36 protein-coding genes are annotated in these 26854 nt (G+C 68.1%); 22 read left to right on the top strand and 14 right to left on the bottom strand.

Annotated elements, in window-relative coordinates:
- Positions 1–37: 37 nt before the first annotated feature.
- The 20 genes from FEK34_RS25450 to FEK34_RS25365 all read left to right on the top strand — a co-directional run bounded on the left by FEK34_RS25450 (position 38) and on the right by FEK34_RS25365 (position 12157).
- Complete coding sequence (locus FEK34_RS25450; protein WP_138451758.1) at positions 38–1633, top strand: hypothetical protein; 1596 nt, start codon at positions 38–40, stop codon at positions 1631–1633.
- 11 nt (positions 1634–1644) lie between these two features.
- Positions 1645–2346 (top strand): hypothetical protein, encoded by a 702-nt coding sequence (locus FEK34_RS25445; protein WP_138451756.1) that lies wholly within the window; start codon positions 1645–1647, stop codon positions 2344–2346.
- A 35-nt stretch (positions 2347–2381) separates the two neighbouring features.
- Complete coding sequence (locus FEK34_RS25440) at positions 2382–2996, top strand: DUF7172 family protein (protein ID WP_138451754.1); 615 nt, start codon at positions 2382–2384, stop codon at positions 2994–2996.
- Between the two features lie 26 nt (positions 2997–3022).
- Complete coding sequence (locus FEK34_RS25435; RefSeq protein ID WP_212748825.1) at positions 3023–3586, top strand: DUF7172 family protein; 564 nt, start codon at positions 3023–3025, stop codon at positions 3584–3586.
- Positions 3583–4179, top strand: coding sequence for a DUF7172 family protein (locus tag FEK34_RS25430; RefSeq protein WP_138451750.1), 597 nt, complete (start codon positions 3583–3585; stop codon positions 4177–4179). Before FEK34_RS25435 ends, FEK34_RS25430 begins: the two co-directional genes overlap by 4 nt.
- Positions 4180–4248: 69 nt before the next feature.
- On the top strand, positions 4249–4737 hold the full coding sequence (locus tag FEK34_RS25425) for a hypothetical protein (protein WP_138451748.1): 489 nt from the start codon (positions 4249–4251) through the stop codon (positions 4735–4737).
- Positions 4620–4997 (top strand): DUF7240 domain-containing protein, encoded by a 378-nt coding sequence (locus FEK34_RS31420; RefSeq protein ID WP_432760985.1) that lies wholly within the window; start codon positions 4620–4622, stop codon positions 4995–4997. The genes FEK34_RS25425 and FEK34_RS31420 overlap by 118 nt, the downstream gene beginning before the upstream one ends.
- A gap of 96 nt (positions 4998–5093) precedes the next feature.
- Positions 5094–5501 (top strand): hypothetical protein, encoded by a 408-nt coding sequence (locus FEK34_RS25420; protein WP_138451746.1) that lies wholly within the window; start codon positions 5094–5096, stop codon positions 5499–5501.
- Positions 5502–5534: 33 nt separating this feature from the next.
- Positions 5535–5687, top strand: a complete 153-nt coding sequence (locus FEK34_RS30195) for a hypothetical protein (protein ID WP_171048386.1) — start codon at positions 5535–5537, stop codon at positions 5685–5687.
- Positions 5680–5898, top strand: coding sequence for a hypothetical protein (locus FEK34_RS25415; protein ID WP_138451744.1), 219 nt, complete (start codon positions 5680–5682; stop codon positions 5896–5898). The genes FEK34_RS30195 and FEK34_RS25415 overlap by 8 nt, the downstream gene beginning before the upstream one ends.
- A gap of 36 nt (positions 5899–5934) precedes the next feature.
- Complete coding sequence (locus FEK34_RS25410) at positions 5935–6267, top strand: hypothetical protein (protein ID WP_138451742.1); 333 nt, start codon at positions 5935–5937, stop codon at positions 6265–6267.
- A gap of 29 nt (positions 6268–6296) precedes the next feature.
- The gene (locus tag FEK34_RS25405) at positions 6297–6533 is read left to right on the top strand and encodes a hypothetical protein (RefSeq protein WP_138451740.1); all 237 of its coding nucleotides are present in this window, start codon (positions 6297–6299) and stop codon (positions 6531–6533) included.
- A gap of 9 nt (positions 6534–6542) precedes the next feature.
- Entirely contained in the window at positions 6543–7337 is a 795-nt protein-coding gene (locus tag FEK34_RS25400) for a hypothetical protein (RefSeq protein WP_212748824.1), read from the top strand.
- 215 nt (positions 7338–7552) lie between these two features.
- Positions 7553–8587, top strand: a complete 1035-nt coding sequence (locus tag FEK34_RS25395) for an SGNH/GDSL hydrolase family protein (RefSeq protein WP_171048385.1) — start codon at positions 7553–7555, stop codon at positions 8585–8587.
- 24 nt (positions 8588–8611) lie between these two features.
- On the top strand, positions 8612–9001 hold the full coding sequence (locus FEK34_RS25390; RefSeq protein ID WP_138451736.1) for a hypothetical protein: 390 nt from the start codon (positions 8612–8614) through the stop codon (positions 8999–9001).
- 7 nt (positions 9002–9008) lie between these two features.
- Entirely contained in the window at positions 9009–10250 is a 1242-nt protein-coding gene (locus tag FEK34_RS25385) for a peptidoglycan DD-metalloendopeptidase family protein (RefSeq protein WP_138451734.1), read from the top strand.
- 30 nt (positions 10251–10280) lie between these two features.
- Positions 10281–11018 (top strand): hypothetical protein, encoded by a 738-nt coding sequence (locus tag FEK34_RS25380; protein WP_138451732.1) that lies wholly within the window; start codon positions 10281–10283, stop codon positions 11016–11018.
- A gap of 3 nt (positions 11019–11021) precedes the next feature.
- Positions 11022–11558, top strand: a complete 537-nt coding sequence (locus FEK34_RS25375) for a hypothetical protein (RefSeq protein ID WP_138451730.1) — start codon at positions 11022–11024, stop codon at positions 11556–11558.
- A 1-nt stretch (position 11559) separates the two neighbouring features.
- Positions 11560–11739 carry a hypothetical protein gene (locus FEK34_RS25370; RefSeq protein ID WP_138451728.1) on the top strand — a complete coding sequence of 60 codons (180 nt, stop codon included), beginning with the start codon at positions 11560–11562 and terminating at the stop codon, positions 11737–11739.
- A gap of 4 nt (positions 11740–11743) precedes the next feature.
- Complete coding sequence (locus FEK34_RS25365; RefSeq protein WP_212748823.1) at positions 11744–12157, top strand: HK97 gp10 family phage protein; 414 nt, start codon at positions 11744–11746, stop codon at positions 12155–12157.
- On the opposite strand, the gene FEK34_RS25360 is transcribed toward FEK34_RS25365, so the two are convergent.
- The 14 genes from FEK34_RS25360 to FEK34_RS25300 all read right to left on the bottom strand — a co-directional run bounded on the left by FEK34_RS25360 (position 12154) and on the right by FEK34_RS25300 (position 25142).
- A complete protein-coding gene (locus tag FEK34_RS25360) occupies positions 12154–12795 on the bottom strand; it encodes a glycosyltransferase family 25 protein (protein WP_138451727.1) in 642 nt (213 codons plus the stop codon). The genes FEK34_RS25365 and FEK34_RS25360 overlap by 4 nt on opposite strands.
- Positions 12788–13819 (bottom strand): glycosyltransferase, encoded by a 1032-nt coding sequence (locus FEK34_RS25355; protein ID WP_138451725.1) that lies wholly within the window; start codon positions 13817–13819, stop codon positions 12788–12790. Before FEK34_RS25355 ends, FEK34_RS25360 begins: the two co-directional genes overlap by 8 nt.
- Entirely contained in the window at positions 13819–14484 is a 666-nt protein-coding gene (locus tag FEK34_RS25350) for an FkbM family methyltransferase (RefSeq protein WP_138451723.1), read from the bottom strand. Before FEK34_RS25350 ends, FEK34_RS25355 begins: the two co-directional genes overlap by 1 nt.
- Positions 14481–15410: a glycosyltransferase gene (locus FEK34_RS25345; RefSeq protein ID WP_138451721.1), complete on the bottom strand. Its 930-nt coding sequence runs from the start codon at positions 15408–15410 to the stop codon at positions 14481–14483. Before FEK34_RS25345 ends, FEK34_RS25350 begins: the two co-directional genes overlap by 4 nt.
- Positions 15411–15502: 92 nt before the next feature.
- Positions 15503–16345, bottom strand: a complete 843-nt coding sequence (locus FEK34_RS25340) for a hypothetical protein (RefSeq protein ID WP_138451719.1) — start codon at positions 16343–16345, stop codon at positions 15503–15505.
- A gap of 194 nt (positions 16346–16539) precedes the next feature.
- Entirely contained in the window at positions 16540–16917 is a 378-nt protein-coding gene (locus FEK34_RS25335; protein WP_138451717.1) for a hypothetical protein, read from the bottom strand.
- 6 nt (positions 16918–16923) lie between these two features.
- Positions 16924–17151, bottom strand: coding sequence for a holin (locus tag FEK34_RS25330; RefSeq protein WP_138451715.1), 228 nt, complete (start codon positions 17149–17151; stop codon positions 16924–16926).
- Positions 17148–17615: a hypothetical protein gene (locus FEK34_RS25325; protein WP_138451713.1), complete on the bottom strand. Its 468-nt coding sequence runs from the start codon at positions 17613–17615 to the stop codon at positions 17148–17150. Before FEK34_RS25325 ends, FEK34_RS25330 begins: the two co-directional genes overlap by 4 nt.
- A complete protein-coding gene (locus FEK34_RS30190; RefSeq protein WP_171048384.1) occupies positions 17615–18376 on the bottom strand; it encodes a hypothetical protein in 762 nt (253 codons plus the stop codon). The genes FEK34_RS25325 and FEK34_RS30190 overlap by 1 nt, the downstream gene beginning before the upstream one ends.
- A 75-nt stretch (positions 18377–18451) precedes the next feature.
- Positions 18452–20152, bottom strand: a complete 1701-nt coding sequence (locus FEK34_RS25315) for a major capsid protein (RefSeq protein ID WP_138451711.1) — start codon at positions 20150–20152, stop codon at positions 18452–18454.
- 158 nt (positions 20153–20310) lie between these two features.
- A complete protein-coding gene (locus tag FEK34_RS30185) occupies positions 20311–20487 on the bottom strand; it encodes a DUF7196 family protein (protein WP_171048383.1) in 177 nt (58 codons plus the stop codon).
- 6 nt (positions 20488–20493) lie between these two features.
- On the bottom strand, positions 20494–22938 hold the full coding sequence (locus tag FEK34_RS25310; protein ID WP_138451709.1) for a phage minor head protein: 2445 nt from the start codon (positions 22936–22938) through the stop codon (positions 20494–20496).
- On the bottom strand, positions 22935–24809 hold the full coding sequence (locus FEK34_RS25305) for a phage portal protein (RefSeq protein WP_138451707.1): 1875 nt from the start codon (positions 24807–24809) through the stop codon (positions 22935–22937). Before FEK34_RS25305 ends, FEK34_RS25310 begins: the two co-directional genes overlap by 4 nt.
- 42 nt (positions 24810–24851) lie before the next feature.
- Positions 24852–25142, bottom strand: a complete 291-nt coding sequence (locus tag FEK34_RS25300) for a hypothetical protein (RefSeq protein WP_138451705.1) — start codon at positions 25140–25142, stop codon at positions 24852–24854.
- A gap of 49 nt (positions 25143–25191) precedes the next feature.
- Here FEK34_RS25300 and FEK34_RS25295 point away from each other — a divergent pair, with 49 nt between their 5' ends.
- Positions 25192–25989: a hypothetical protein gene (locus FEK34_RS25295; RefSeq protein ID WP_138451703.1), complete on the top strand. Its 798-nt coding sequence runs from the start codon at positions 25192–25194 to the stop codon at positions 25987–25989.
- A 66-nt stretch (positions 25990–26055) separates the two neighbouring features.
- The gene (locus FEK34_RS25290; RefSeq protein WP_138451701.1) at positions 26056–26811 is read left to right on the top strand and encodes a hypothetical protein; all 756 of its coding nucleotides are present in this window, start codon (positions 26056–26058) and stop codon (positions 26809–26811) included.
- The last annotated feature ends 43 nt before the right edge of the window (positions 26812–26854 follow it).

Raw genomic sequence — 26854 nt, 5'->3', positions numbered from 1 at the left:
CTCCGGCGCGGCAGATAGGCGGTACACCGTGACGTCGATGGGTATGGACAAATCCGGTACCCAAAGCATTGCCGTGAACACCTGGGTCAAGGTGATCGGGTGGACGGTCCGCACCGGATACCCCGGCACGAGCATCGTGGATAACGAGCTCGTGATGGACGCCGGCGCGGTGGGGAACGTCAGCTTTCGCGGGCAGTTCAATTCGGCGTTTCAGACCCAGCAGTTCCGCGCGGTTCTGAACGGCAGCACCGTGCTTGCCACGGTGAACACCGCGACCGTCGGCACCGTCAACGGCGTCACGGTCGGCCCCGGGGACACGCTCGAGCTGCAGGCCTTCACCAACACCACCTTCGCCCAGGTGGTGCAGCCCGGTGCCGCGGTCACCTACCTCGTTTTCGATCAGACCACCCAACACCACGACATCGAGGCTCAGCCCCGAACCACCACCTGGAATCGGACCGCAGAAACCCAGGTGAACCGGGCCGCGAACGCCGGTGAAGTCGACGTCGACTGGTCAGTGTCGGCAGATACTCACCTGCGTGCCGACCACGACATCGAGGCCGCGACACCGACCTGGCAGTGGACCACCACGAGCGACATGCTCGCCACGCCGCGCGTCGGGCCTGCCCAGCCGAACACGCCGCCACGGCTGGCGATCGGGGTGCGCACCTGGGACGGCCGGCCAGTCGGTGAACTCGCATGCAACGCAAGCACCAGCGCCTCTTGGCGGCGCGACCGCAACGAGGTCACCCCCTGCTCGATCGACACCTACTCCGTCGACGCTGGCGAACTCATCCCGTGGGTGCACTGGGTGGATGTGTGGGAAGACGACGAGGTGGTGTGGTCCGGCCCGATCCAGGAAGTCGGCACCGAGCTGGCGACCGGCGCCACCCGCATCGACGCCAAAGACGTCGCGGTCTTCCAGTGGTACACCCGCACACCCACCACACAACGCTGGTCCGGGCTCGACCCGGCGCCGATCGCACGCGACCTGTGGCGAGACATGCTGCGCCTGCACCAGATCGACGCTGAACCCGAACTCCTGCCCACGGTCGCTCCGGAGCGATTCAACTTCAAGACGACCGCCGACACCCGCATGCTCAACCAGGTCATGGACGAACTCGTCCGAATCGGCCTCACCTGGACCGTCGTTGCCGGGCGCCCGATCCTCGGCAACCAACCCGATGACCCGATCGCGCACCTCGACGCCTGCGACTTCCTGGTCGGTCTGCGCCGCGTGCGCTCCGGAAAGCGGGCTGCCAATGACGTTCGAGTGCAGGGCTCTAACTGGGCGCAAACCGAGCGCACCGAGATGGCCGGCCTGCACCTGCAAGCGCTGGTGTCGCTGGACAACCTGTACGGGGTCGAGAACATCACCGCCGCGGCCCGCCAATACCTGCGCGAAGTCGGCGCCATCCGCGACGTCCTCGAAGTCCCCGCCGGCGCATCCCTGCACCCAGACGCCCCGGTCACCACCGCCGACCTGGTGCCCGGCCGCGTGTTCGCTGTCCACGCCGGCGAACTCGCCGGGCTCATGCGGCTGAAGACCGTCGAGGTGTCCTGGTCCGGCACAGCCCGCGACGTGCAGGTCACCTTCGACGCCGTCACCCCACCGATCGAACTGCTCCCATAGAAAGGCCAGCGTTGACCGGGACTACCGAGAAGAAAACGCCACCGCGGAACGACCAGGAATGGGCCCGCGACATCCAGCAGCGCGTCGAGAACACCGAACACCCCGACGCACTCCGAGCGGGGGAGTGGACCATCACCACCTCCGACAACGGCAACCTCATGGCCTGCCACGTATCCGGCGGATGCGTGACCCTCGCCGGGATCCCGCCCGCCGGACAGGATCCCGACACCATCACCGACGAAGGCGAGATCCCCACCATCCACGTGCAACGTGTCGCCGACCAGACCATGCCCGCCGGCGCCGTGACACCGGTCGAGTTCGACGCGACCGAGCACGCGATCGGCGACTGGGGCATCGCCGGCCGCAGCGACGGCAGCCCCGGCGGCAACCAGTCCCAGGTCGTCGTCCCCAGATCCGGTGTGTACGGCCTTATAGGCACGGTAGTGAAGAAGAACGCCACCACCGGCGGCCTCGCAATCGCGCTACGCATCAACGGCGCGATCCGCGCGATCTCCTCCCACGCACCCGAAAACCACCTGTTCCCGGTCACCTGCACCCTGGACCTGCCCGCCGGCGCCGCGATCGATCTGGTGGTGTCCTCCGGCACGACCACGGTGATCGGCGAATTGGACGGCGCCACCCCAGGTCTGCACGTGTGGCTGATCCGCGCCACCGACACGTTCTCCACCGAATCGACCCCAGCCACGGAATGAGCTGACGTGCACGGGCCGTGCGTACCGTCCGGCGTATGGCCCAGGTATGCGTCGACCGGAACCTCAGCATCTCCAACGGCATGCTGGGAATCGAGCCATGGAGCGTGTTCCGGCTGGTTGCCGACGTCACTGGCGCCAGTGTCGGCGACGGCACGCTGGCGCGCACCACTCGGCTGCCCGGCAAACTGATGATCAACCTGACCGCCTCATGGATCTCGGACTCGCCGCTGCCGTCGCGGATGCTGATGCGCATCACCCGCGCCCACCGCAGCATCACCACCTCGAACCCGAATGCGATTCAGTTCCGCGACGCGTGGGAGACAGCGATCGACGCGACACCACGCGTGCCGGACCCCTCACGGGTGCTGAACTCGCAGGCGGGCACGTCGCTGGACATGGGCACCAACAACGTCGCCGAACCGCATTACGGCCGCGAGTTCCTCACCCTCGACAGCCACTCCAGCGACATCTGGCTACCCGACCCGGTACCCGCAGGATCCACCCTGACCGTCCATTACCGCTGCTACGTCTGGACACCGCCCCCGTGGTCAGACAACGCGAGCGGTAACCAGCCTCTCCACGAAGCCCGCGCACGGTGGACCCGGCTGCAGCTGTTCGCTGTGCCGCAGCAAGATGAGGCGATCCAATGAGCCTGCAGATCTGTACATCCGAGTGGATGGTCTCCAACCCCCGCGGCACCGGCCTGTCGGCCGCATGGCTGCCGCGCATCGTCAGCGAACGATTCGCCGAGTCGGTCAAGGACGGCGAGGTGTCGAGGGCGCCGGATCCGGTGCCAGTGATCGATGTCGATCTCACCTGGACCAACACCACCGGCGCGTGGCAGAACTGCCACCTGGTCGTCGAGCGCGCACCCCGCTCGATCGTCACCTCCAACCCGAACACCATCGTCCTCGAAGACGGCGTCTCCTGGGACGTCGGCACGTCGCCGCGCGCCGCGGTCCCGATCTCGTCCGGCGACGGCATCGGCGCCCGCATCAAGACCACACCGAACATCCTCAACGAGACCATCTATGGTCGCCTGTTCGTGGACTGGGACGGCTGGTCCAGCCGATACGCGATCGGCGCGGTCGCCGACGGTGAAACCGTGCAGGTCCGCTACCAATGCACCCTCACCACGCCGGGCTCTTGGCGCGGCGGATCATCGCCGCTGCACCAGGCCCACGCCAGGTGGGCGCGCCTGTTCCTGTGGGCCGGGCCGCTATTGGAGGTTGTGCCGTGACTCAACCCTGCATCGACCCCACCTACTTCGACGCCACCGACGGTGTCGTGTCCCCGCACCCATGGCTGCAATGGCGACATGTCGCCACCGGCACCGCGGCCGGCAGTCTCACCGACCCGCTCACCGACACCGCCGAGATCCTCATCCACGATCTGATCGTGGCCTGGACCAACGACACCCCGATCTCGCAGCACGCGTACGGGATCTGCACCCGCTCCGCCACTCAGATCGTCGTCACCGCCAACAAGGTGTTCGGCGTGGAGACCCGCCGCGGCTGGTCCTCCGGAAGCTCGCCAGCAGATCCGGCCACCACCATGCTCACTACCCGCCACGCCGGCGGCATCGACCTCGGCCTCTACCAGACCAATGCGATCTATGGGGTGTGGGAGAACCGGCAGGGAAGCCGGGGTACGCCGATCGGGCCCGACGTTGTCCTGACGCCCGGGCAGACGATCAAACTGCGCGCCGCGGTCTACGTCGTCCGCGATGCATGGTCCCCGCCGCCGTCGCCTGCGTTCCAGCCGGAGCAGGAGAACTTCATCTCCTCTGGCGATACCCAGATCGACATCTTCGCCTACCCGGTCATTCCGTAGACCGAGGCGTGCACCCGGCGCCTCTACCGTGCCGGATACACCTCCCACCAGCAAACAAAAGGGGAAACCATGTTCGAGCCGCCCGCGGGCAACGACGATTTCAACGCCGACGCCAAGTCCGCCGAAGCCGCCACCTCCTTGGAATCCATCGAACGCATGGAGGAGGAGATCGCACGCCGCAAGGCCGAGCTCGCCCGCCTGGACGTCGACGTCATCGACAGCACCGGCAACACCGTCCAAACCCAGGACGACGCCGAACCGGTATGGCCGCACGACGTGATCACCATCCAGGACAAGCAGGTCCAGGTGAAGCGGCCCCCCGCCGCCGCGATCCGCTATCTCGGAGTGTTTGGGTTCGGCGAGGCCGGCGCCGGGCGCGGCGACTTCCAGGACTTCATGAACCGCCACGTCTCCGCGAAGTCGATCGCCGACATCAAAGAATGGACGTACGACGGATCGATCGACGAGAAGTTCTACGACGAGCTCCTCAAGGAAGTGGTGGCGCTGGGCACCGGCCGCCCTACCGGGCCGTCGTCATCCTCGCGGCCGTCACGCTGAGGAACTGGCGACGAATCCGTGCCCGGCTCGCTCTCGCCGGGATCACACAGCCGCTGCGACAGCTCGAGCTGCACGCACTTCTCGACATCGTCGAGGCCATGATGGAGGAAGGCATGGACAGCAAGCAGCTCACGGACATGCGCGCGGATCTCTATAAGCCGGACCCCGAAGCGAAGGTCGACCCGGCAGGGTTCACCCCACGAGACGAGATGGCCAGCTTCCGCGCCATGCAGGCCAGGTTCGCCGGGTTCAAACGCTGACCAGAGGGTTGCCCACGGCCCCCTGGCGGAGCAGGATGAGGAACGCATCGGTCGGGGATGCGGACACATCACTCACTCCACCAGGGGGTTCGTCTCATGCGTCTACCGTCCATCCTCGCGGTCGCAGCCATTGGCATCGCGCTTGCCAGCCCCGCCGCCGGCGCATTCCCATTCGACAGCGGATCCGCCGCCCCGCCCGCGCCCGCCGGTCCAACCGTGCAGTACGGCGACTACTGCGGTGGCACCACAGCCCCCGATGTCACCATCGGGCACACCACCGACGGCCAGCCCGCCCACTGCGTGCGCGTGCTGCACACCGACGCATATGTCTGGTCGCCCACCCCGGACCCACTGCCCGTCGACCCGCACTTCCCGGTCCGGCCCGGCCAGGACTGCCTCGACGAGGGCGCCCGCTGGGTCGACTCCGAAGGCCGCGCAATCATCTGCAAGCCCACAGTCAACGGACGCAACGCCGGCAACCTCGTCTGGATGCTCGACCACTAACCGCGTGCATGCCCGGCCCATACCGTGCCGGGCATGCAAAAACCCTGCGACCCCGAACTGGGCCGCGACGGCTGCCCGCACGTGTCGCTGCGCGTCTCCTACGACAATGGCGACTCGAACAAGGTCGACGTGCCGTTCGCCGAGGTCCCAACCCCAGGCCACTGGAACTGGCCACCACGTGCGTGAAGCCCTGGTAACACCGACCGCGGGTGAGCCGGAGACGGGGTTGTGGTGCGAGCAGTGCGCACTGCCGAGCGTCCTCCGGTTCCCGGTCGCCGGGATCGTGCCGACCGGTGTGCTCGACCTCGGCGCAGTCACCATCTGCCCGGACTGCCAGACCGCCGAGGAAGCCGTCGCCGCATGGAACCCACCAACTGGAGCGACAACCCGCGGCTGATCTGCGCGTGCACCCCGCGCGCCTACCGTCCGGGTCATGGTCTCGTGCTGCTCGTCCTCGGTCACCGGCAGCGGCAACGTGCCCGGCGGCCTGCGGGTCAACGTGGTGTGCGGCGACCCCGTCAACCTCTCGTTCCATTCGTGCGGCGGTTGGCCGGCAGACCTCACCGCCACCCTCGAACTCTCCCACCCGTGGGGCTGGTCGCTGTCGGTGACCGGCACCGTCACCGGTGAGTGGCTGAACTTCCTCATCCCCGCTGCACAGGCGAAGATCCCGCGCGACAGCTACGCCCGCATCCGCTTCTCCATCCCCGGCCTGGAGCCGTACACCTGGAAGTCCGGGCGCGTCTACCACCGGGGGAGCTGCTGATGACCTGCGCCTGCCCATGCTCAGCGTTCGTGCCGCTGCCCGGACCGCCAGGCCCGCCCGGGCCACCCGGCGACGCCGGATACGAGCACATCCAAGACACCCCCGCAGCAACCTGGACGATCCCGCACGCTTTCGGCCGAATGCCGTTGTCGCTGCTGGTGATCGTCGGCGGCCAGCAGGTGATCCCTGACGCCGAATTCCCCGACCCGAACACCGTCACCCTCACGTTCGCGGCACCGACCGCGGGCCGCGCCGAACTCGCCTAGGAGGCCGATATGGCAACGAAAATCATGAACGGCCTGGACCTCCAGGCACAGCGCATCCAGAACGTCGCCGATCCATCCGCGCCAATGGATGCGGTCAACCTTCAGACCCTCGAAGCGCGCCAGGCAGGCCTCTCCTGGAAGCAGGCGGTCCGGGCCGCCTCCACCGCCAATATCACCGTCGCCACCCCCGGCGCCGCGATCGACGGCGTCAGTCTCTCCAACGGCGACCGGGTGCTGCTCAAGAACCAGATCACCACCGCGGAGAACGGCATCTACGTCTGGGCCGGGGCGAGCGCGGCGCTCACCCGCGCAGCTGACGCCGACGATGACGGCGAGATCGTCGACGGCACCGCCGTCTACGTGGCCGAGGGCACCACTAACGGCGACACCGCCTGGGTCCAGACCGCGCCGAACCCCATCGACATCGGTACCGACCCCACCGTGTGGTCGCAGTTCGGTGGCGGCGGCGCCTCCTACACCGCGGGCAACGGCATCGACATCACCGGCAACAGCATCAGCGTGGAACTCGCGCCCAGCTCCGGGCTGTCGGTGTCCGGTGCAGGCCTCGCCGTCGACACCGGTGTCGTCGTACGGAAGTACGCCGCTAACATCGGCAACGGCAGCCTCACGTCGATACCTGTGGCGCACAACCTCGGCACCCGCGACGTCACCGTGCAGGTGTACGACAACGCCACCTTCGAGCGCGTCGTGCCGGACATCGTGCACACCGACGCCAACACCATCACCGCGGTGTTCGCGGTGGCGCCGGCGGCGAACGCGTATCGCGTGGTGGTACACGGCTGATGACGACCAAACTGCTCGGCCCCGCACCGGCCGCCGACCCGGACGCGGTGCGGTTGGCTGACCTGCCAGGCCCAGCCCCGGTCACCCGCATCATCTCCTACTGCAACGGCGGCATGGACGGGTCCGTCCCAGGGACCAATACCACCGTCAACACCCAGGCCGGACTGCGCACCGCGATCCGAATCCCGGTCACCTCGACACGGTGGCGGATCAAAATGCGCAACTACGGCATGACCGGCGTCGCGAAAACCGGATTCACCGGCAAAGGCATCATCGTCGGCCGCGCGGCCCGCGTCACCTCCGGCGCCGGAACCACCTCCCGCACCGGCGGATTCGTCGGCAACACCGCCACCACCATCGTCTCCGGTGATTTCGCGATCCCCGGAGACGGCAGCTGGTACACCTCACCCTGGGTCACCAACCCCGCCAACCAGTTCGAGGCAGGCGTCGAGTACCTGATCGGCATCGGATACCAGACCGCGGCCAGCCTCGCTGTCCAAAACACCTGGGGCGAGTGCTTCTACTGGAACAACTTCTCGACCGCACTGAACCCGGCCACGTCATCCGGGACGATCCATGGCGGCATCCCTTTGGATTTCGTGGTCGAGTACGAGTGCACCACCACCCGGTCGGCGTGGCTGTGGGTCGGTGACTCCATCTCCGAAGGCGTCACCGGCGTCCGCGGCACCTCGGGCGCGAACATCATCCCGCAACCATTGTGGATGTCGTACCCGCAGATGTGGGCAGCCCGCAACAACGCGCTCGTGCTGAACATGTCGCTGGCAGGGATCCAAACCCACCAGTTCCTGACCACGGTGTTTCCCCAGTTTTTCAGCCGCATGGACCTCGCCGCCGCGCAGCTGGATGGAGCGGTCATCGCCACCGGCAGCAACGACTTCTTCGCCACGCCGTACCGGACAGACGCGCAGTTCAAAGATGATCTGACAGCGCTCATGACTCAAATCCGGTCCGTGATCGGCGACAGCGCGCCGATCTACCTCGCTGCGATTATCCCCCGCACCGACAACCTCTCAGGGAACACGACCCGGCACAACTACCGGATCTTCACCAACGAGTGGATGGCCTCACTGCCCTACGGGGCAGCCGGATTCATCGACTTCGACTTCGTCATGAGGCCCTCTCTGAACGCCACCGCGCTCCAGGTCGACATGACCACCGACCTCATCCACCCGAGCTTCAAGGGCTCCCAGCTGATGGCGGCAACCGTAGCCGGCGTGGTTGGCCTGTAACCAACAGATAGGCAGGAGATCTCAATGACAATGCTGCACCGACTGAACGTCATCCCGTCTACCGACTGGTCGGCGGTCCCGACAGGCGGGCGGCAGCTCCGCTGGGCTGCTATGGACGGCGACGTGATCGCCACATTCTGGGAGGCGCAGGACATTCCGACTGAGGCCACCAGCGGGTGGCAATTGATCCGCACTGATGTGCTCCCGTTCGAGACAGACCTCGTCGGCGGGCCGCCGCCGTACCGGCCCCGCCACTCGGGCATCGACGGCGCGGTCGCATTCGTCAACAACGAGCTGTTCCTGTGGGTATACGAGGTGCCGTTGTGGACCCCTCCGCTGGTCGGGGTCACGGGGGAGGCTCCGGTCGTCACGATGTACCCGAAGAACACCGACCTCGTCCCGCCCGGATCGTGAGGACGCCATGAGGTATTGGCCGCTCGGCGCAGGCCGCACCGTGACATCCGGGTTCGGTCCACGGTGGGGCACGTTCCACTGGGGCACCGACTTCGGCCGCCCCGGAGGATCCGCAGGCATGCCTGTGTACGCCGCGCAGGCCGGCACCGTGATCCATGCCGGGGCCGCGTCCGGGTTCGGCCGCTGGGTCGTCATCGACCATCCGACCGAGTCGGGATCCGGCACCACCGTCTACGGGCACGTTGTCCCGGAGGTGCGCGTCGGACAGGCGGTCACCGCGGGGCAGCGAATCGCACACATCAACCCGGACCGGCGAACGAACGGGGATGTAGACCCGCACCTGCATTTCGAGGTCCACCGCCTGGTCTGGGCGCCGCCCGGACCGGACCGTCTCGACCCGATGCCGTGGCTTGCCGGCGCGGCCGAACCCGAAACCCCAGCACCAGGAGGCACTGCCATGGGCAACCAGCTGCAAGCCGACGTGACGATCCTGTCGCCCAACGACTCCGGGCCGCGGGATCCGCGCCGATGCCGGTTGGCGATCATCCACACCAACGAAGGCCCCGCATCCGGGTCGGTGGACGGTCTGCTCGGGTATCTCGCCAAGCCCACCAGCCAGGCCTCCTACACGATCGTCGTCGGTGGTGACGGCCGGATCGGCCGCAGCAACGACGACAACTACGTGCCCTGGGCCGCGGGCAGCCCTGCCAACGAGCTCGGTCTGCATCTGTGCTTCCTCGGGTACGCGCGGCAGACCCGCGAGGAATGGCTGTCCCGGCCGGCGCAGCTCGCCGCCGGCGCGCGCGTCCTGCGGGACTGGCACGCCCGGTACGGGATCCCGCTGCGCAAGATCACCGGCGCCCAGATGCGCGCCGGGCTCGCCGGCGTCGGCGGACACAACGACACCGTCGATGCCTGGCACGCCACCGACCACACCGACCCAGGACCAGCGTTTCCCTGGGATGTCCTGCTGGACATGACAAACCGAACCGAGGAGGACGACATGACCCCCGAACAGGCCAAGCAGCTCGCCGATATCCACCGCGAGGTGACGCAGTGGTATCCGTCGCGATCGAAGTACGCCGACGACCCGAAGAAGCCGATCGACACGCTGGCCGGGTTCGTCCTCAACGCTGACGCCCGCGTGCACGAAGCCAGCATCGACGTTCCGGCGAAGCTGGACCGGCTGCAGCAGAGCATCGACGAGCTGCCCGATCGGATCGCTGCCGCGATCCGCGATGCCCGATAGCGTGCACCCGCCGCTCGTAGCGTGACCGGCATGGACTGCCAGTGGCCTATCGACCGTTCCTGCTGGCCGGAGCTGTGCACCGACACCGATAAGGAGCGGATGCAGTACGCCGCCGACTGTGCGGTGTTCGTGCTGTGGTCGCTGACAGCGAGGCAGTTCGGTGTCTGCCCCGCGGTCGCGCGGCCATGCCCGACACCCTGTGATGACGACGTCCTGTACCTCGGTGCCGTTCCTGGCCAGCTGGCTCCGGGCCCGTTCCCGGTGTGGGAGGGCGGCGCCTGGCGCAACATCTCCTGCGGCTGCCTCGGCCGCTGCAGCCGCACCGGCCTGACCGTGGTGCACCTGCCCGGCCCGGTGCAATCGGTGACCAAGGTGACCATCGAAGGCACCGACCTCGACCCGTCCGAGTGGAAGCTCGAGGGCGACTACCTATACCGCACCGGCGGCGCTACCTGGCCGCGGCAAAACCTCCGCGCCCCGGCCGGTGAGCCGGGGACATGGACGGTCACCTACCAGCGCGGCTACCCACCGCCGCCCGGCGCGGCCACGCATGTCGGCAAGCTCGCGCTCGAGTTCTTCAACGCCTGCTCCGGCGACGAATGCCAGCTACCGAAACGGGTACAGCAAATCACCCGCCAAGGCGTCTCAATCCAGATGATCGACCCGACCGACCTTTTCGGCGCCGGCCTCACCGGCATCGACACCATCGACATGTGGATCCGCGCCGTCAACCCAGCCCGGGTCGCGGCCCGGCCGAAGGTGAGGTGAGCCATGGCCGATACTGATCCTGCTCTGGTCGCGGTCGGCCTCACGATGGAGGCGATGCGGTGGGCATTCAGCGAAGCACAGACCACGCCCCCGCTAGGCGGTGGCAGCGAGGACGTGCGGTTCTTCGCCGGCGACGGGCTCCCCGTGGCGGCGTGGATGGGTCACAGCTCCCAGTGCAAGTGTGCGTCCCCGATGCTGTGGGTTCGGGTGGTGCGCCGTTTCCGTACCTCGGAGCTGCCTGACGAACGGCCGGGCCGTAAGGCCGGCTGCCTCGATCCGATGGCCCTCACGATCGAGGGTGGTGTCATGCGCTGTGCTGTCACCGCGGCGAGGCCGACGTGGGAGCAATGGGAACGTGAGGCGCAGGTGCAGCTCGACGACAGCTTCCGCCTCGACCAGGCCCTGCTGCGCGCTCAGGTATCCATCGAGGAAAAGGTGGCTGTCGACACGATGCTCGGCGCTGGTGAGCCGTACGGGCCGGAGGGCGGTGTCATCGCGTGGACGCAATGGATCCACATCCAACTCCGCAAGAAGTCCTGAAATGAGCAGCGAGGAGTGCGCGGTGGTGGCGCGCATCGTGATCGAGCGGCACATCAGCGAGAACGGGCAGCACCTGTTCTCCAGCGCGCTCGACGAGACCGGGCGCCCGCTGGACCCGATCACGTTGGCCGGCATGTTGGAGATGGCGAAGATCAACCACCTCGGAGGCTGCGGTGGCTAGGGTCGTGTTCCGGATCGACGAACAGCAGCTGGCGCGCGAGCTGACCGGTCGGCAAGGGCTGCTTGTGCGCGCGGTGGCGCGCCTGTCGCGCCGGATCGAGGCCAACGCCAGTCAGCGGGCACCGGTCGACACCGGCAACATGCGGCGCATGATCCGCCAGGACCCGATCACGGTGTCCGCTGACGGTCGGCGTGTATTCGGCGGGGTCACCAGCCACGCCAACTACAGCCGATTCGTCCACGACGGCACCGCGCCCCACGTGATCCGGCCGCGGCGCGCGAAAGCGCTGCGGTTTCAGATCGGCGGCCGAACCGTGTTCGCCGCCAAGGTCAATCACCCCGGCACCCGGGCGCGCCCCTTCCTGCTCAACGCCGCGCTCGAGGAAATCGCCCGCCTCCAGGACACCCAGCTCAGCTAGAGCCGAACCGACCTGCTCGACCAGACCGGTCGCCACCCTGCCCGCCACGCGCGCCGCGGCTCGGTGCGCGCCTGTCGGTCCGGGTGCTCGATCAGGGTCGGGCCGTCGGCGTGCTCGACCAGCGACGGCACCGCGTACGCCACCCGGTGCCGACGCACCCGCAGCCAGGTGTTGTACCGCTCGTCGGCTGGGAACCGATCGGGAGTACGGCGCAGGTGGACGAGCATGTCGTCGATCATGTTGGCGCGCACGCAGATCCCGACCGCATGCAGCATTCGATCGGCAGTGATCCAGCAGGCACCCGCCGCGTCGAGTCGGCAGATCGCGTTCTGAATTCTGGACTGGACACCTGGCGGCCGGGAGCGGCCGAGGTACAGGCTGACCACCGGTGACGGCGCGACGGTGAGCGCCGCGGTGAGCTGTGGGTGGAAGTTCGGCGACGGCACGGCGTCGTCCTCGAGCACGCACACCCATTCCGCGGAGGCGTCGGCCAGGACTTCCCACACACGTAGGTGATTCGCCTCGGCGCCGAGTGTCCCGTCGTCGATGCTGACGTAGGCGCCGAGCGGGTCCGCCAGCTGGAGCGCGGCCTCGCGCCGCGCTCGGTGCGCGACTACCCCGAACGCGACGCTAAGCATCGCGGGCCGCCTGCCGCAGGACCCGCTCGTAGACGGGTCTGAGGGTCGGCCACGATCGTTGCTCGGCTATCCACCGCGCCCGCTTCTGCGCGTCGACGAAAAACGCGTCGTCGCTGGCGAACTGGTCAATCTTGGCCGCCAACGCCCGGTGATCCACGGTGTACAGGTCGATCATGGAGCGGGCCCGGAATTCGCCGACCCGCCGCGCGGGCACCAGCCACTCGTGAGGCAGCCACGTGTTGTTGGGGCTGATGTCGGGCATGATCGTCGGCATGCCCGCAGCCAGGGCCTCGTTGATGGGCAGGAACAGGCCGCCGAAGCGGCGCGGCATCACCAAAACATCGGCGTGGTAGTTGTCCCAGTAGTTCGGGGTGTCGCTGACATCGACGGTCAGGGTGACGTTGTCGGGCACGAGGCCGAGCGGGAGCCGGGTCACGTAGGCGGGATCCTGGCATTTGATCGTGACCGTGATCGTCGAGCGCACGTACCGCAAGGCCTCGACGAAGTCGGCGGTGCCGTTTCGATCGTGGATCGCGGGGCGCCCGACGAGATGCAGGAACCGCGTTGCGTGGCCGGAGCGCTTGCGGGGCGGGAACCGCTCGAGGTCGACCGGTACCGGCAGCGGGACCGCGCCGTCGACGTCATCGATGTGCCACGGGCTGGGCGCGGCGAGGATGGTCGGGCGCGGGAGGTCGCGGCGTTGCAGGTAGTCGAGGAACTCGAAGTTGTACTGCAGCACGCTGCCCACACCCGCGGCGCGCGTGAGAGTGAACAGGTCGTAGTTGTACGGGGTCTCACATGTGAAGACCACGTCGAGGCCGTCGACGAACTCTTCTAAGTGAGCGCGGTCCGGTAATCCCTGAACAATTTTCGCGCCCGGGAATCGTTGCGGATACAGTTGGCGGCCCCGGCTGGTAGCGAGGTCGACGACCAGCGTCTTGGTGGGGTGCATGTGGCGGGCGAATTCCCAGGTCTGGGTGCCGAGTCCGGTGTTTTCGGCGCGGGCGATGAGTCCGATGCGCATCAGTACCGTCGCCCGTAGATGTAGCCGCCGCGCTCCGGTGAGCCGAGGATCTCGATGCCGAACACCTTGGCGAGCTTCGCGATCATCGGCCCGAACACGTGGTCGGCTGCGGCGTCGAATTCGAGGGCGATCGCCTTGATGCGCCACAGGGTGGCGAGGTCGGTGCCGGCGATGATGTCGTACTCGGCGCCCTCGACGTCGATCTTGAGGAAGTCGGCCTCGCGGACGCCGTGCTCGTCGAACAGCTCGGCCAGCGTCACGATGTGAACTCGGGTGCTGCCGGGCTCTTCGACGTCGGTGAGAGCGCTGTTGCCGTGTCGGGCGGCGATCCAGCCGGCGCCTGCCGCAGCGGACACGGCGACCGGGACCACGTACACCTGGCCGCCGACCTCGTTGGTGGCCAGGTTGCGCCGCAGGTAGCCGAGGTTGTCCGGTTCGGGTTCGACGGCGATGACGCGGGCCCGCGGGTTCCGTGATGCCGCGTAGACGGTGACGGCGCCGATGTTGGCGCCGATGTCGACGAATGTGGCGCCGTCGTGGGCGATGTCGCTGTCGTGGATGCGGTAGACGTTCTCGACCCACGTCTCGCGGATGACGGCCTCGTCGGAGGGGGAGCCGTCGCGGGTGTGGAAACGATAGCGCTGGTTTGGGGTGAGCACGATCATCGGCCCAGCACCTCCAGAATGGTTGCCCACCGGTCGAGGTAGGTGTGGTGGGTGCGCACCAGGTCGTGGCCGGCCTGCCGGATCTGCTCTCGCTCGTCGGCGCGGTCGAGGTAGTAGTCGACCTGTTCGGCGAGCTGATCGAATCGGCCGAAGTCGTAGAAGACGAGGTGTTTGCGGTCGGTGAATGTGCGGTCCATGCCGGGCACGCGGGGGTGGATGAGGAATCCTCCGCGGCCGAGGGTTTCGTAGACGCGGTCGGACCAGTAGTCCGGGTACTGGAATTGGAGGCACAGAGAGTCGCCGACGACGACGCGGGCGTCGGCGTAGACCTGGTTGAGCGCTGTGCCGCGGACGATGCCGCGCGGGCTGCCGCCGCCGTAGTGGCGGAACCGGTCCCCGTAGGTGTCCTGCAGCCAGCGGATGAGCTGCTGCCGGTACGGCCACTCTGGGTGGTATTGGCGGGATCCGACGAACGCCACATCGAACCGGTCACCCGGCACCGCTGGCACGCACTCCTGGTCGAATACCGCGGCCGGGAGGTAGTGGCCGCGGACCGCGGTGTTGTCGGTGAGCCACTCGGCCATCAGCCGGTCCGCGGTGAAGAAGTGCCCGATCTTCCAGTAGGGGTCGCGGCGCATGTCCCGCTGCCGCTGTAGCCCGCGCCAGAGGTCGAGATGGTAGGTGACGGTGGGGATATCGCGGCGTTTCAGCTCATAGAGAACACGGTCGATGCCGGGGGTCGACCAGCCGTGGGTGTGCACCCACACGAACACATCGGACTGCAGTGCGGTGTCGAGGATCTCGGCGGCCGAGGCCTCCGACTCCTGCAGCCGGTCGACGGTGTGGCCGAGGGCTTCGAGGCTGAGGGCGTGGTGGGTCTCGGAGGTGTAGTCGACCCGGAAGTTACCGAGGAACGTCAGGCGCATAACCGGGACGGTATGAATCCGGGGTGCACGCGAAACCGCACCCAGCCATGCGCCGAGCTGGGTGCGGTTCCGCGGCCCCGGGAGCCGGTTGATCAGCTACCCGGCAGCACCGCATCGCACGCGGGCTGGGCCGGTGCGATGTCGACGGCGACCTGGTCGGGGCCGTCGTAGTAGAAGTTCGGGTCGGTGAAAATGCTCTGCACAGCCAGGGTGCAGCAGCCGTCAGTCGGCTCCGGCGGCTTGATCGGCGTCACCTCGAAGTGGATATCGGAGATGCCGTCGACCAGCGAACCCACCGGCGCGATGAGACGACCCGCGGTGAGGTTGGCGTCGATCGGGACCACGTTGTACGGGCCGCGACCCCAACCCGAGATGTCCATGGTGATACCGGACATCGTGAACGTCGACACCTGCCGGCCGATTTCCAGCCCGCCGGTGAGCTGCCACTCCTTCACACCCATGAGGAAGTAACCGAACTCTTCGCCGGTGACGGCGTCGGACTGACCGAAGACATCGTCGCTGGTCGGGGTTGCGCAGGTGTCCGACGAGCTGGTGCCCGACCACAACTCCATCACCACACCGGAATCGGTGACCACCTTGCGGGAGGTCTCGAAACCGACCGGGTTACCGGCGTAGTCGACGACCGGCGCCCAACCGCCGAGCATCGTCCAGATGCAGGTGTTCACACCGCAGAACTCCAGCTGGACTTCGAACCACTTGATCTCGGGTGCGGTTCGGTCCTGGCCGCAGATCTCGCCGTCGGCGTTCTGCTGCTCGAGCTCTTCCGCGTCCTTGAGGACCGGGGTGACCGTCGCGGTCACGTAGCCCTTGGTGACGGCGTAGTGGCCTTCACCTTCGATGGGTACACCACACCGGTTTGCCTTGGTCAGCCGCAGCGATTTGCCGCGGACGATGCTGACTTCCTTACCAGCCATTTTGTTGCCTTCCTGCTACTCGCGCGCACGAGTGCTGGCAGGCCGTTTCCCTGGGCTCGGACGCTAGACGCCCGGGGTGCACGCAGGATTGGGGATGCTGGCCGGTCGGTGGCGTAGCGGGGGAAACGGCCACCAGCAGGGGTCGTGCTACATCACCGACCGGCCAGCTACTCGAGCACCGGCACGAAGGCCGGCTACTCGAGGGCAGGGGGAGGACCGACCGGTTGGCCGAGTTCGTCTAGTCGGCGTGCGACGTCGCGATCCCAGTCGGCGTGGCGCGCAGCGGCTTCACGGCGCCGCATCTCGCGCTTGAGGTCGCGCTGCTGATGTTCGAGCAGCTTGGTTTCGACGTTCTGCACTCGCTGCTCGGCGTCGGCGACCCGCCGGTCGGCCTGTTCCATGGCGCGGTCGGCGATCCGGCCGGCAATCGTTTCGAGTTTGTCGACGACGTCGGCGCGGGTGCTGCGCCGTAGAAACAGCCTGTCGACGATCCCGGTGACCACGCCGCCACCGAGGGCGGCGGTGGCGATCTGTTCCCAGGTCATGTCGCCCTCTCTGATGCTCGTGGTCATGGTCGGTTACTCCTCGCGGTGGCGGGCGAGGCTGGGATCGGTGTGATCCCCGAACTGGGCTGAGGTGATCGATGTCAGGACCGACACCAGCGCGGCGGTCCCGGAGATCGATGCCGCTGTACTCCAGTCGATGTCGGTGAGGGTGGCACCGATCGTGATCAGGGCCAGCATCGACTGCGCGAACGTCTTCGTCGCCCGCTCGGCGGTCTGGATCCAGAACTTCTTGGTGGTCATGTGTCACCTCGTTCGGCGTCCCAGCGCGCGATGAGCTCGGCGCGCTTGTCGTCTGGGTCGAAGGCGATCCCGAAGCGGCGCAAATGGTCCCGCCACACCTCGGTGCCGGATCCCGCGCCGGTGCGCGGCGGCTCCGTGCGCGCGAGAATCTCGGTGATCGGCGGGGACGACGCTGCGATGGCTTCGGCGGACAGGACGCCCTCGTCGGGCTTGAGCATGTAGAGGCGGTCAGCGATGCCGCCCTCGTCGAACGGGTGCGCCTCGTCGAGGAGCCCGGCCGCGCGCACGACGTCGACCGGGGCCCGGAACACCTTCGCGCCACGCACGGTCTGTACATCGACGCGCCACGGTTCCGGGCGTGCGGCCTCGACCAGCTGCCGCGCGATCTTGCGGCGCAGCACCGGATCCGGGACATGGACGTCGGCGGTCGTGTCGTCGACGTCGACAAACACCCCGGCCGGCATCAGCCCGTCACCGCCACGGAGAACACAGTGGTCGGGCACTCCCACCCGAACGCCACCTGCCGCTCAGCGACGGCCTGGCGCTCGTTGAGGGTGTGTTCCACCGCGGTACGGGTCGTGGCTGGTGACCGCCACAGCGTGACCGGGCCGGTCGCGTACAGCGTCTGGCCGAGCGCGTTGTAGCCGCCGCCGAACGACCACCGGTTCCCGAGCGACGTGGTGAGGAACGCGCCGGACCGCTCGATGTGGTCGTGGAGCGGTGCAGCGAGGCCTCGCCGGGCGTGCAGCACACCGGTGAAACCTGCGAGCCCGAGCTGCTGCTCCAGCGCGCCGACCGCTTCGGCCAGCGATCCCGCGGCGGGCAGCGCGGTCGCGCGGGCCGCGAGCTCCAGCGCGAAAGCCTGCTCGACCCAGAGCCGCTCGTGCAGGGTGAGCAGCTGCGTGGCGCGTGCCTCGTTGGCGCTGGTGTCGGTGGCGTACAGCTCGCACTCGTCGGTCGCCCACACCGTGACGGTCGGGAATGCGGCGTCGTCGGGGCGTGCGCCGGTCTTGGACTCGGTGGGCGGATCCTGGGGGTCGTCGCACAGGCGGACGTCCCAGGTGCCGGAGGGCCCGCAGTTCGACGGTGTCCAGTGCACGCCGCCCAACATCCGGGCGGGCGGATCCAGGTCGATGACGGTGGCGGCGGTGTAGAGGCCGAAAGGCTGTGGTGCTTGCGGGGTACCGGTGTGCTGCACACCGGCGGGGATGGTGGGCGTGGTCATCCGGGTCTCCTCGAGGTGGTGGGTGCGGCACCGCCGGGAGCAACCGCGGTGGGTTGCTCCCGGCGGGACTGCGGGTTAGGAGCCGCTGGCGCAGAGCACGTCCAGGCGCTGGCCGATGGCGCCGTTCGGGCAGACCGGGATGCTCACGAGGACCGAGTCGCCGCAGCGCTTGCCGACGTTGAGGCCGTCCTCGGTGAACATGCGGGTGTAGCGGTTGATCTGCAGCAGCTCACGCGGGTACATGACGCCCAGATCGATGACCGGCTTCACCAGCGCGAAGTACGCGCCGGCCTCCCACAGGGCGATGTCGACGGTGGCGGGGAACTGGGACCAGTTCGGGTTCCACTTCTGCCATTCGCCGACGAACTGCAGCTGGATGCGGCGGGCGTTGAGCCAGCCGATCACCTGCTGGTCGCTGACCTCGTTGGTCGCGATGCCCTCCTGGTTGGCGAGGTCGTTGCGGATCAGCTCGAACACCCAGGTGGGTGCCGCGCCGGCGACGACGGCGTCGCGGGCCAGGTTGCGGGAGGCGCGCACACCGATCGCCGCGATGTTCAGCGAGTTGAGAACGCTGGAGGCGGCGGCGATCTGGGTGCCGGCCGGGATCGTCATGTGCCGGGTGGTCGGGTCGGTGATGATCTTGGTCAGCATCCACATCGACCGCTGCCGCGCCTGTGCCGCGGTCAGCTTCTGCGTGAAGGTGTCCACGCGTTCGGGCCAGGCCTGGTCGCCGATGATGTCGGATTCCACGCACAGCGGCAGGTAGCACAGCCGCAGCTCGGGGAAGTCGTCCACGCACGGCACCGAGTGGCAGCGTTTCACCGTCGGCGGATCAGCGTCGAGCTCAGCGGCGCACAGCACCTGGAAGTCGAGGTTGATCTCGAACTCCGCCGGCCAGGAGATGGCGCAGCGTTCGGCTGTCACCTCCGGCAGCACGAACAGATCCCGCGCAGGTTCGACAGGGCAGAAGTCGTAGGTGACCTGCGGGGGCGGGCAGCACGCCGCGGTGAGCGACCCGTCGGGGTGGATCGACGCGGCGACCGCTGCGTCGAGTACCTCGTTGAGGGTCTCGTAGTCCTCGACCGCGGGCACGTCGCGCACGTACTGGCCCAGGTACTGCGGGGTGTGGCCGGACGGCTCGGTGGTGCCGTTGGGGCGAGCCATCGCGGACCCGGATCCACGTGCGGCTTCGGCCAGGCCCGCGGTGATCGCCGACAGCGGCTGCAGACCGGCGACGTAGCCGGGGGCGTCCGGACGCATCCGCCAGCCCGCGGTCGGCTTCGGCGCCGGATCCGCTGGCACCGTGGGGGTGCGGCCACGGTTGGCGCCGGCGAAGCTGGTGCGTCGCCGCGGAGCAGCGGCGGTCACCGTGGCGGTGGCGTCGCGGGTGGCGCGTTCGGCCTCCGCGACAACTTCACCGCCAGCGTCACCATCGCCGTCGGCGGGCGGCTCGGCTTCGTCGGCTGCGGGGGTGTCGCCCTCAGCGTCCTGGTCGGTGTCGTCGTCGTCGGCCGGGGCCTGGCGTTCGCGGACACCGGCGAGCAGGCGGGCTGCTTCCTCGCGGCGGGCGTCGGCGCCGTCGATCGCGTCGATGGCTCCGTCGATGGTGGTGATCGCTTCGTCGATCGCGCGGAGCTCGGCCAGGGTCTCGTCGGTGATGTCGGCGTTGTCGGCCTCGGTCGAGGACGCGATCGCCTCCATCGCCTCATAGGCTTGGGCGCGCAGCGCGGCGAGTTCGGCGCGGTCGGTGGGCAGCGGGTCGGGCAGCTTGAACATGGCTGGATCCCTTCAACATGAAACGGTCAGGTCGGTGGGTTCCTTCGGCCCGCAGCCAGCAAGGTCTCCAATCTCGGTAGTCGGTCCTCCGGCCCGCAGCCAGCGAGGTGTCCTTCTACGTGGCGGTCACGGTAAACACAGGGCGTGCACGGCCCGGTTCACGCGGGCTTCGGTAGCGGTTCGCGCACTGGGCGGATGGTGCCGCCGCCGGCGAGTGAGCGCTGCATCCGTGCTTCGGTGTCGCTGGTGTAGGTGGTGACCTCGCCGTTGGGTTTGGTGAGCTCGTATTTGGTGATCATCGGCTTGGTGGAGCTGCCGGAGCATCCGCATCCCATGACGTGTCATCCTTTCCGGTTGTTGAGTGCCGCGATCAGGTCCCGCGCCTGGGCCCGGCGGCGGCGAGCGATGATGGCGTGCGCGGCTGTCCGGCGCGCGGCGTCGAGGTTGTACTCCCGCACCGCTTCCCGGGCCACAGCGCGCAGCCGCTTGTCCTCGGCGTCCTGGCGGCGATACCGCGGGGCGAGCGACGCCACCAGCACCTGCGGGCGCCCGTACTCGTCTTCGCGGCCCCGCAGCACCGGGAACCCCGGTGTGTTCACCGACAGGGCAGCGACGAGCTCGAGGTTGCCGCCGATGTTGCGCCAGTCCCCGGACAGCGGCGCGGACAGGCCGTCGCGGATCTGTTCCTCGGTGGCGTCCGGGTGAGGGACACCGGACACCCAGGGCCCGAACGCATCCTCACCAGCGCGAACGTATGCCCATGTAGTGCAGAGGGTGTCGTAGTGCTCGGCTGCCGCCCGCGGCGACAGGCCGTGCCCGGCGTGGCCGGCGCCCACGGTGAGGCGGCCGACCGGCAGACGCACACCGTCGTCGAGGGTGATTGCGCTGGTGTGGAAGTGTGCGTACCCGGTGACCGATCGCGGTGGGGTGACGCATCGGTCGGCGATCCCGACGTGGCAGGTGCCGAAGGTGGCGAGGTGGCCGACGATGCGGCCGTCGTCGGTCATGTGCAGCGGTGTCGGCTCGGTGAACCCGGGGTCGGCGAACATCGTCCCGGACGGCCGGAACCGCGGCGCGGTCGCGGCAGCGACGAGCAGCTCGTGGTCGCGCTGCTGGTACTCGGCGGCGGCGAGCACGTCGGCGTCGACGTCGTCGAGGGTGATCGAGGTGTTCCCGAACGCCGGGATGCTGACGAGGGTGGCGGCGGTGACGATGCCGGATGTCATGACGGCCAGCAGTTTCGAGTCCTCGTCGATGTCGTCGAGGTCTTCGATCGGGCGGCCCTTCTCGTCGCGGATCTCCCACTCGACGTCGGCGAGGTCGATGCTCGGCGCGGTCACGCCCTCGCGGATCTGGAGGGCCGCTTCGGCGGCCTCTGCTGTGTCGAGCAGGTGGCCGCTGGCGACGATCTGGGTGCCCTCGATGCCGATCGTGTCGATGGCGGCGACGGTGAAGGCTTCGCCGTGTTGCTCGACCGCCTGGCGCTGCCAGCGCAGCGGTAGCGGGGTGTCCCGGAACCGCAGGTCCATGTCCGGGTCGAGGTAGCGGCCGTCGTCGGTGGCGACGCCCAGGTGGGCGAGCACCGCGGTGAACGTCTGCATGGTGGGGATCCTCTCGGGTGGGGGTGCAGCGGCGCTGATCTGTCCGACGCCGTCCGGGTCGTCGCGGGCGCGGACGATGCCGTCTTCCTCGCGGCGCCGGTCGATCTCGTCCTGCCGGGATCCGGCCCGGTTGCGGACGTTCGCGTCACCGGGGCCGCGCTCGGTTTGCCGGTCGTCCTCGGCGGGGATCTCCTCGTCCTCGGCCAGGATCATCAGCGCGCACCGGCAGTTACACACCTCGGACGCGGGCGCGCCGGGTTCGCCGGGCCAGCGCATCTTGACCCCGTTCGGCAGCTCGAACTCGCCATCGAGGGACGGGACGCGTTGCCCGTCGACGGCGAAATGAGTGGCGCGGGTGCGGTTGTCGATCGTCGCCAACCAGACCTTATGGAGCACTTCGCCGGTGATCTCGGCCTGCACGCGCGCCGATTCCAGACGCGCGGCGTTTAGCGCGCCGGCGGTTTCGGTGCGCGCGACGAGCGCGGGGCGCCGGCCGCCGAAGGTTTCGAGGTTCTCGGCGTCGAGGATCCGGGCAATGCGTTCGCCCTGCTGCGGGATCGATTCGCCTTCGGCCACCGCTTCGCTGAGGTCGTCGGCGATCAGCCGAAACGCCGTGTCTGGGGTGCGGACCATGCGGTTGTTCACCGCGGCGAGGTAGGCCTCCACCCACTCCTGCACGGACGGGATACGGGCGACCAGCTCGGGGGTGAGCGGGCCGTCCTCGTCGTCCCGGCGCGGCTCGGCACGTTCCTGATCGCCGCGCGGTGGCTGTGCGGTCGCGCTGTCAGATTCGCCGGCGCCCGGTTGGTCGTCGGTGTCGGGTTCGTCGCCTCCGGGCGTGGTGCCGGGCAGACCGGAGCGGGCGGCGGCTTCGCTGGCGAGGCGGATCACCTCGGTCGCGGTGATGCCGAGGTTGGTCATCTCCGCGGTGAGCTGCTCCCACAGGATCGCCGCCATGCCAGGCAGGAACACCGCAGCGAGGATCTCCTCCCACGCGGCCTGGGTGAGCGCGAGCTGCTCCGGCTGCGGGGGCGGTGGTTCCTCGGCGGCAGCGGTGAGACCGGGCAGGACCGCGGCCCGCGCGATCGGAAGCCAGCGGGCATAGGAGTCGCGGGCCAGGCGCTTGACGCGGCGCTCCATCTGGAGCGTGGTGAGCAGGGCGGCGCGGCGGGTCGGGGGGATCATCGCATCGCCGCCGTGATGTCGTCGCCGATGGACACGGTCCGGGCGGTGGTGAGGGCGAGGGTGGCGCGCTCGCGCACCAGCAGCCGTAGGCGGTGGGGGTCGAGGCCGACGCTGGTGGCGATGTCAGTGGTGAGCCCGGAATCGAACCCGGCGATCAGCTTCGGCACTTCCTCCGGCTGGGCGGGAGTGAGGCGGGTGTGGAGCTGCCAGAGCGGGATGTCCTCGTTGGCGGCCAGGTCGAGGTCTGCGCGGGTGGATCGCCGCTTGCTGGCCAGCTCGAGCGCGCGGGTGAGCAGCAGGGTGGCCACAGCGCGGGCCGGTTCGACCGATGCCGCGATATCCCGGTCGTCGCCCGGTTCTGCGGGCGCTTCGTCACGGGGCGCTTCGATTGCCCGCCGCGCGGGCGCCGGTTGCGCGGGCGCGCCGGCGGGCAGTTCCTGCGGTGCGCCGAGGAGCGGCGCGAGGACGGGGATGAGTTCCGGTTTGCGTGCTGCCTGGTCCCGGGCCAGTTGCTGCCAGCCCTCGGCGGATTCGAGGTTGTATCCGTCCTCTTCCGGGTTGAATCCGAGGTGCTTGAGCAGCGAGGTGTTGGTGAGGGCGCCGCGCTCGTTGGCTTGCAGCGCTTCGTCTTTGCGGTCGGGGTCCTGTGTGAGCGGGGTGGTATCGTACCAGACCACGAACGCGTCCGGGTCGAGGGTGGTGCCCTCGTCCTTGTTGATGCGCTCCAGGACCGGGCGCAGCAGCGCGGTGGTGACGGCGTCGGCGATCGTTTCCAGCAGCGGCACGATGTGGGTGGCGACGGTGTCCTCTCGCATCGCCCACGCGTTCCAGTGGTTCATCTCGGCCAGGCCGAGCAGCTGCTCCGGCGGAATGTCCATCGCGAGGGCGAGGCGGCGGATCGCGGCCTCGCGGATCTCGAGCTGCTCCTTGTTGATGTCGGAGTGCAGGTCGATCAGGTTGACCTTGTCGTTCCACTCGCCAGGCGTGGAGGCAACGATCGGCAGGTGCGCGGCTGCAGCGTCGGGATCGTCGGCGGCGGCCTTGGCGACCTCGAACAGCAGATCCTGCAAATCCTGCGGGGACGCGTCCACCAGATCCGGTGGCGGCGCGGGCAGGTTCGGGGCGTCCGGATCGACCGGCGCAGCGGTGGGCGCGCCCTGCGCCTTCGGCAGGCTCATCTCCTGAGGGACGAACAGGATCTTGCCGCCGATCAAACGGCTCTTGCCGGCATGCCGGATAGTGGTGGTGGTCTGCACGATCTCCCGCAGCGCGGGCAGCGCTGATCGGGTGGGGGAGTCGGCCTCCTGGCTGTTGCGCGGATGCGGCAGATACACCCGGAACAGCACATCCCTGGTCGGGTCGAAGTCGTGCTCGCTGCCGTCGGCGAGGACGAGCACGATGTCGCCGCCGGCCTTCGACTTGATCTCCGACCGGTCGAGCAGATGCCACTCCTCGATCAGCGCGTCATCAGCGTTGCGTGATCCGCTGCGGCGGGTGAGGACCGCGACCCAGCCCTCGCCGGGCACGGTCAGGAAAACACCGAAGCGTTTGAGGATCTGGGACTGCCCGGTGGGCCCGCCGGCGATGTCGCGGACGATGGCGTTCACTCGGGCGTTGGTGGTGCTGCCGGTGGGGCGCCCGGTTTCCGGGTCGATCTCGGATCCGACGAGCCGACACCGTGACAGGGCGCTCGATACCCAGGTGCAGATGTAGCGCAGCTCGCCGCACAGCTCGTACATCTCCCACGATTCCGGCTGCCAGGCGCCGGTGCCGGTCTTGCCGAGCTGGGTGCGGAACGCCTTGGCGGGGTCGCGGACCGGTTGCACGGCAGCGGTCACAGCGGGTTTGCGTCGCGCGAAGATCCGGGCCATGGTCGCGGACGCTAATCACCGGCCGTGCACGGCCCGCCGCGGTTAGTCGGCGTCGAGGAGCGAGCCGAGGCCGGTGAGGTGCGAGGCGGCGAGCGCGATGATCGGCAGCAGCCACCACGACAGCCCGGACAGCGCGATCGCGGCCGGCGCGGTGGCGAACGCGACCCAGATGCTGGAGCACCACGAGCAGTGCACCAGGTACGCGATCTGCGAATCGACACCGCGGCGGGTGACGACCCAGGTGCGGAACGGTTCGGTCAGCTTGTCACGGGTGACGAGGCGGGTGACGCGGGCGACGGCCAGCACCCACAGGACGAGGATCAGCACGGTCATAGCCCGGACGGTACGTACCAGGGGTGCGCGGCAGATCTGCTTGTATTACATGGTGGAGCGTGAGGAATGGGTCGGTACCGATAGCGAGATCGCGAAGGCGTGGAACGGGCTTGTCCCAGTGATTGAGGCTTGGCAGAAGCGGGTCGATACGCGTGAGTCGCTGGATATCGCTGCAGGATCCTCGCTCGCAGCCGACGACGAACACAGCAAGCCTTGCGAGGTCTCATACAGCGTGGACTCCAATATCCATGTGGCGGTAGACCACTTGCACGCGGTCAAGGTCCTGGTGCATGACAGCAAGGTGCTGCATACAATGGCGCCGTTCACGCTGGTTCGCGGTGCGCTGGAATCGCTTTCGGCGGCGTTCTGGATTCTTCATCCGACGAGCCGGACCGAGCGGATAACCCGGTCGCTGCTGTGGTCCGCCAAGAACTACAAGGACCAGAGGACTGCCTTTACTCCGCTGGAGTTGGATCCGTCCGCCTACGGCGGCCTCAAGCCGCGCATGGACAGCATCTTCGAGGTCGCGGCCCGGCGAGGCATCCCCAACGAGGATGTCGATCGCCGCCTATTCAGCACCGATGTGGTCCTCTACGTGGACGAGCGCATGGATGCGCTGCAAATCGCATTCATTTGGCGGCTGTGTTCGGGCTTCGCCCACGGCCGGCCATGGGCGATACTCGGCAGCTCGCACAAGGAAGAGCGTGAACCGCTGCGGCCCGACACAGTGGCATTGCGGCTCTCCGCCGATCCCGAGAGGGTCGTCATCGCGGTGGCGCAAGCAGTCGCATTGCTGAACACCGTGGCCGAGCTCCGGCAGCTGCGCGCGACAAACCACCTGGGTTAAGCAGCCGATCGTTCCTTCGACCGCAATCGCAAGTGCGCGAGCGGCGTCGGCGCCTAATGTGATCGTGTGGAGGACGAAACACTTGAGGAGCGTTCGAACCGCATCTACCACGAGATCGAACAGCGGGTGCGTAGAGAAGAGGCCGCCTGGTACCCATCACGAACGCTGGAACGTACGGCGTGGAGTGTCGTCGGTTGCTGGCAGATGGTGATTTCAGAGGTGAACGCGATCTACTTCCATGCGGCTGGTCCTGGCGCGCCACCTCTAGTCAAAACCGAACTGCCAGCCAAGATCCGGAAGGCAGCAGAGATTCTTGGTGTCAGGTGGCCGCATGATGAGTGGTCGGCAGCGGCGGAACGGACAAGCAAGGCGCGTCACAAGCTTGCGCACCTCCTGTACATCGACTCCATCTCCGGGAGTCGGCCACATCGGACAATGACGATTGGGCGCATGGGTGCACCTGGGGAGCCACACAAGACCTCGGATGGTCATCCGCGCGGCCTGTCATGGCGCCACATTCCCGATCCGGACAAGGAGCCGGACGGCGTCCCCTGGTCACAGACGACAATGCACTTGGACACGGTCACCGAGGACGAGATGGCGGATGCTCTGGGAGCGATGCGTTGGATGCGCGACTGCAGTCGCTTTCTCGACTACTTGGGCTCGGTGGCGAGGGAGGTAAAGCCGCGGCGCGGTCTCGTACTCCCGAAGACTGACGAGGAGTTACTGCCCTGGTGGTTTCCTGATTGGGGTGACCCGGCGAGTACTCGGCTCACGTGGGGCGATGTGCTGGTGCCCGGCCGCCGAGCTGGGCGCCCATAAGTTTCGATTATCGGCGCCCAGGGCGAGCGCGGGGCGGCTGCAG

It is taken from the genome of Nocardia cyriacigeorgica (assembly GCF_005863245.1).
Classification (GTDB): domain Bacteria; phylum Actinomycetota; class Actinomycetes; order Mycobacteriales; family Mycobacteriaceae; genus Nocardia; species Nocardia cyriacigeorgica_C.
This window is presented reverse-complemented; position numbering and strand designations above follow the sequence as displayed.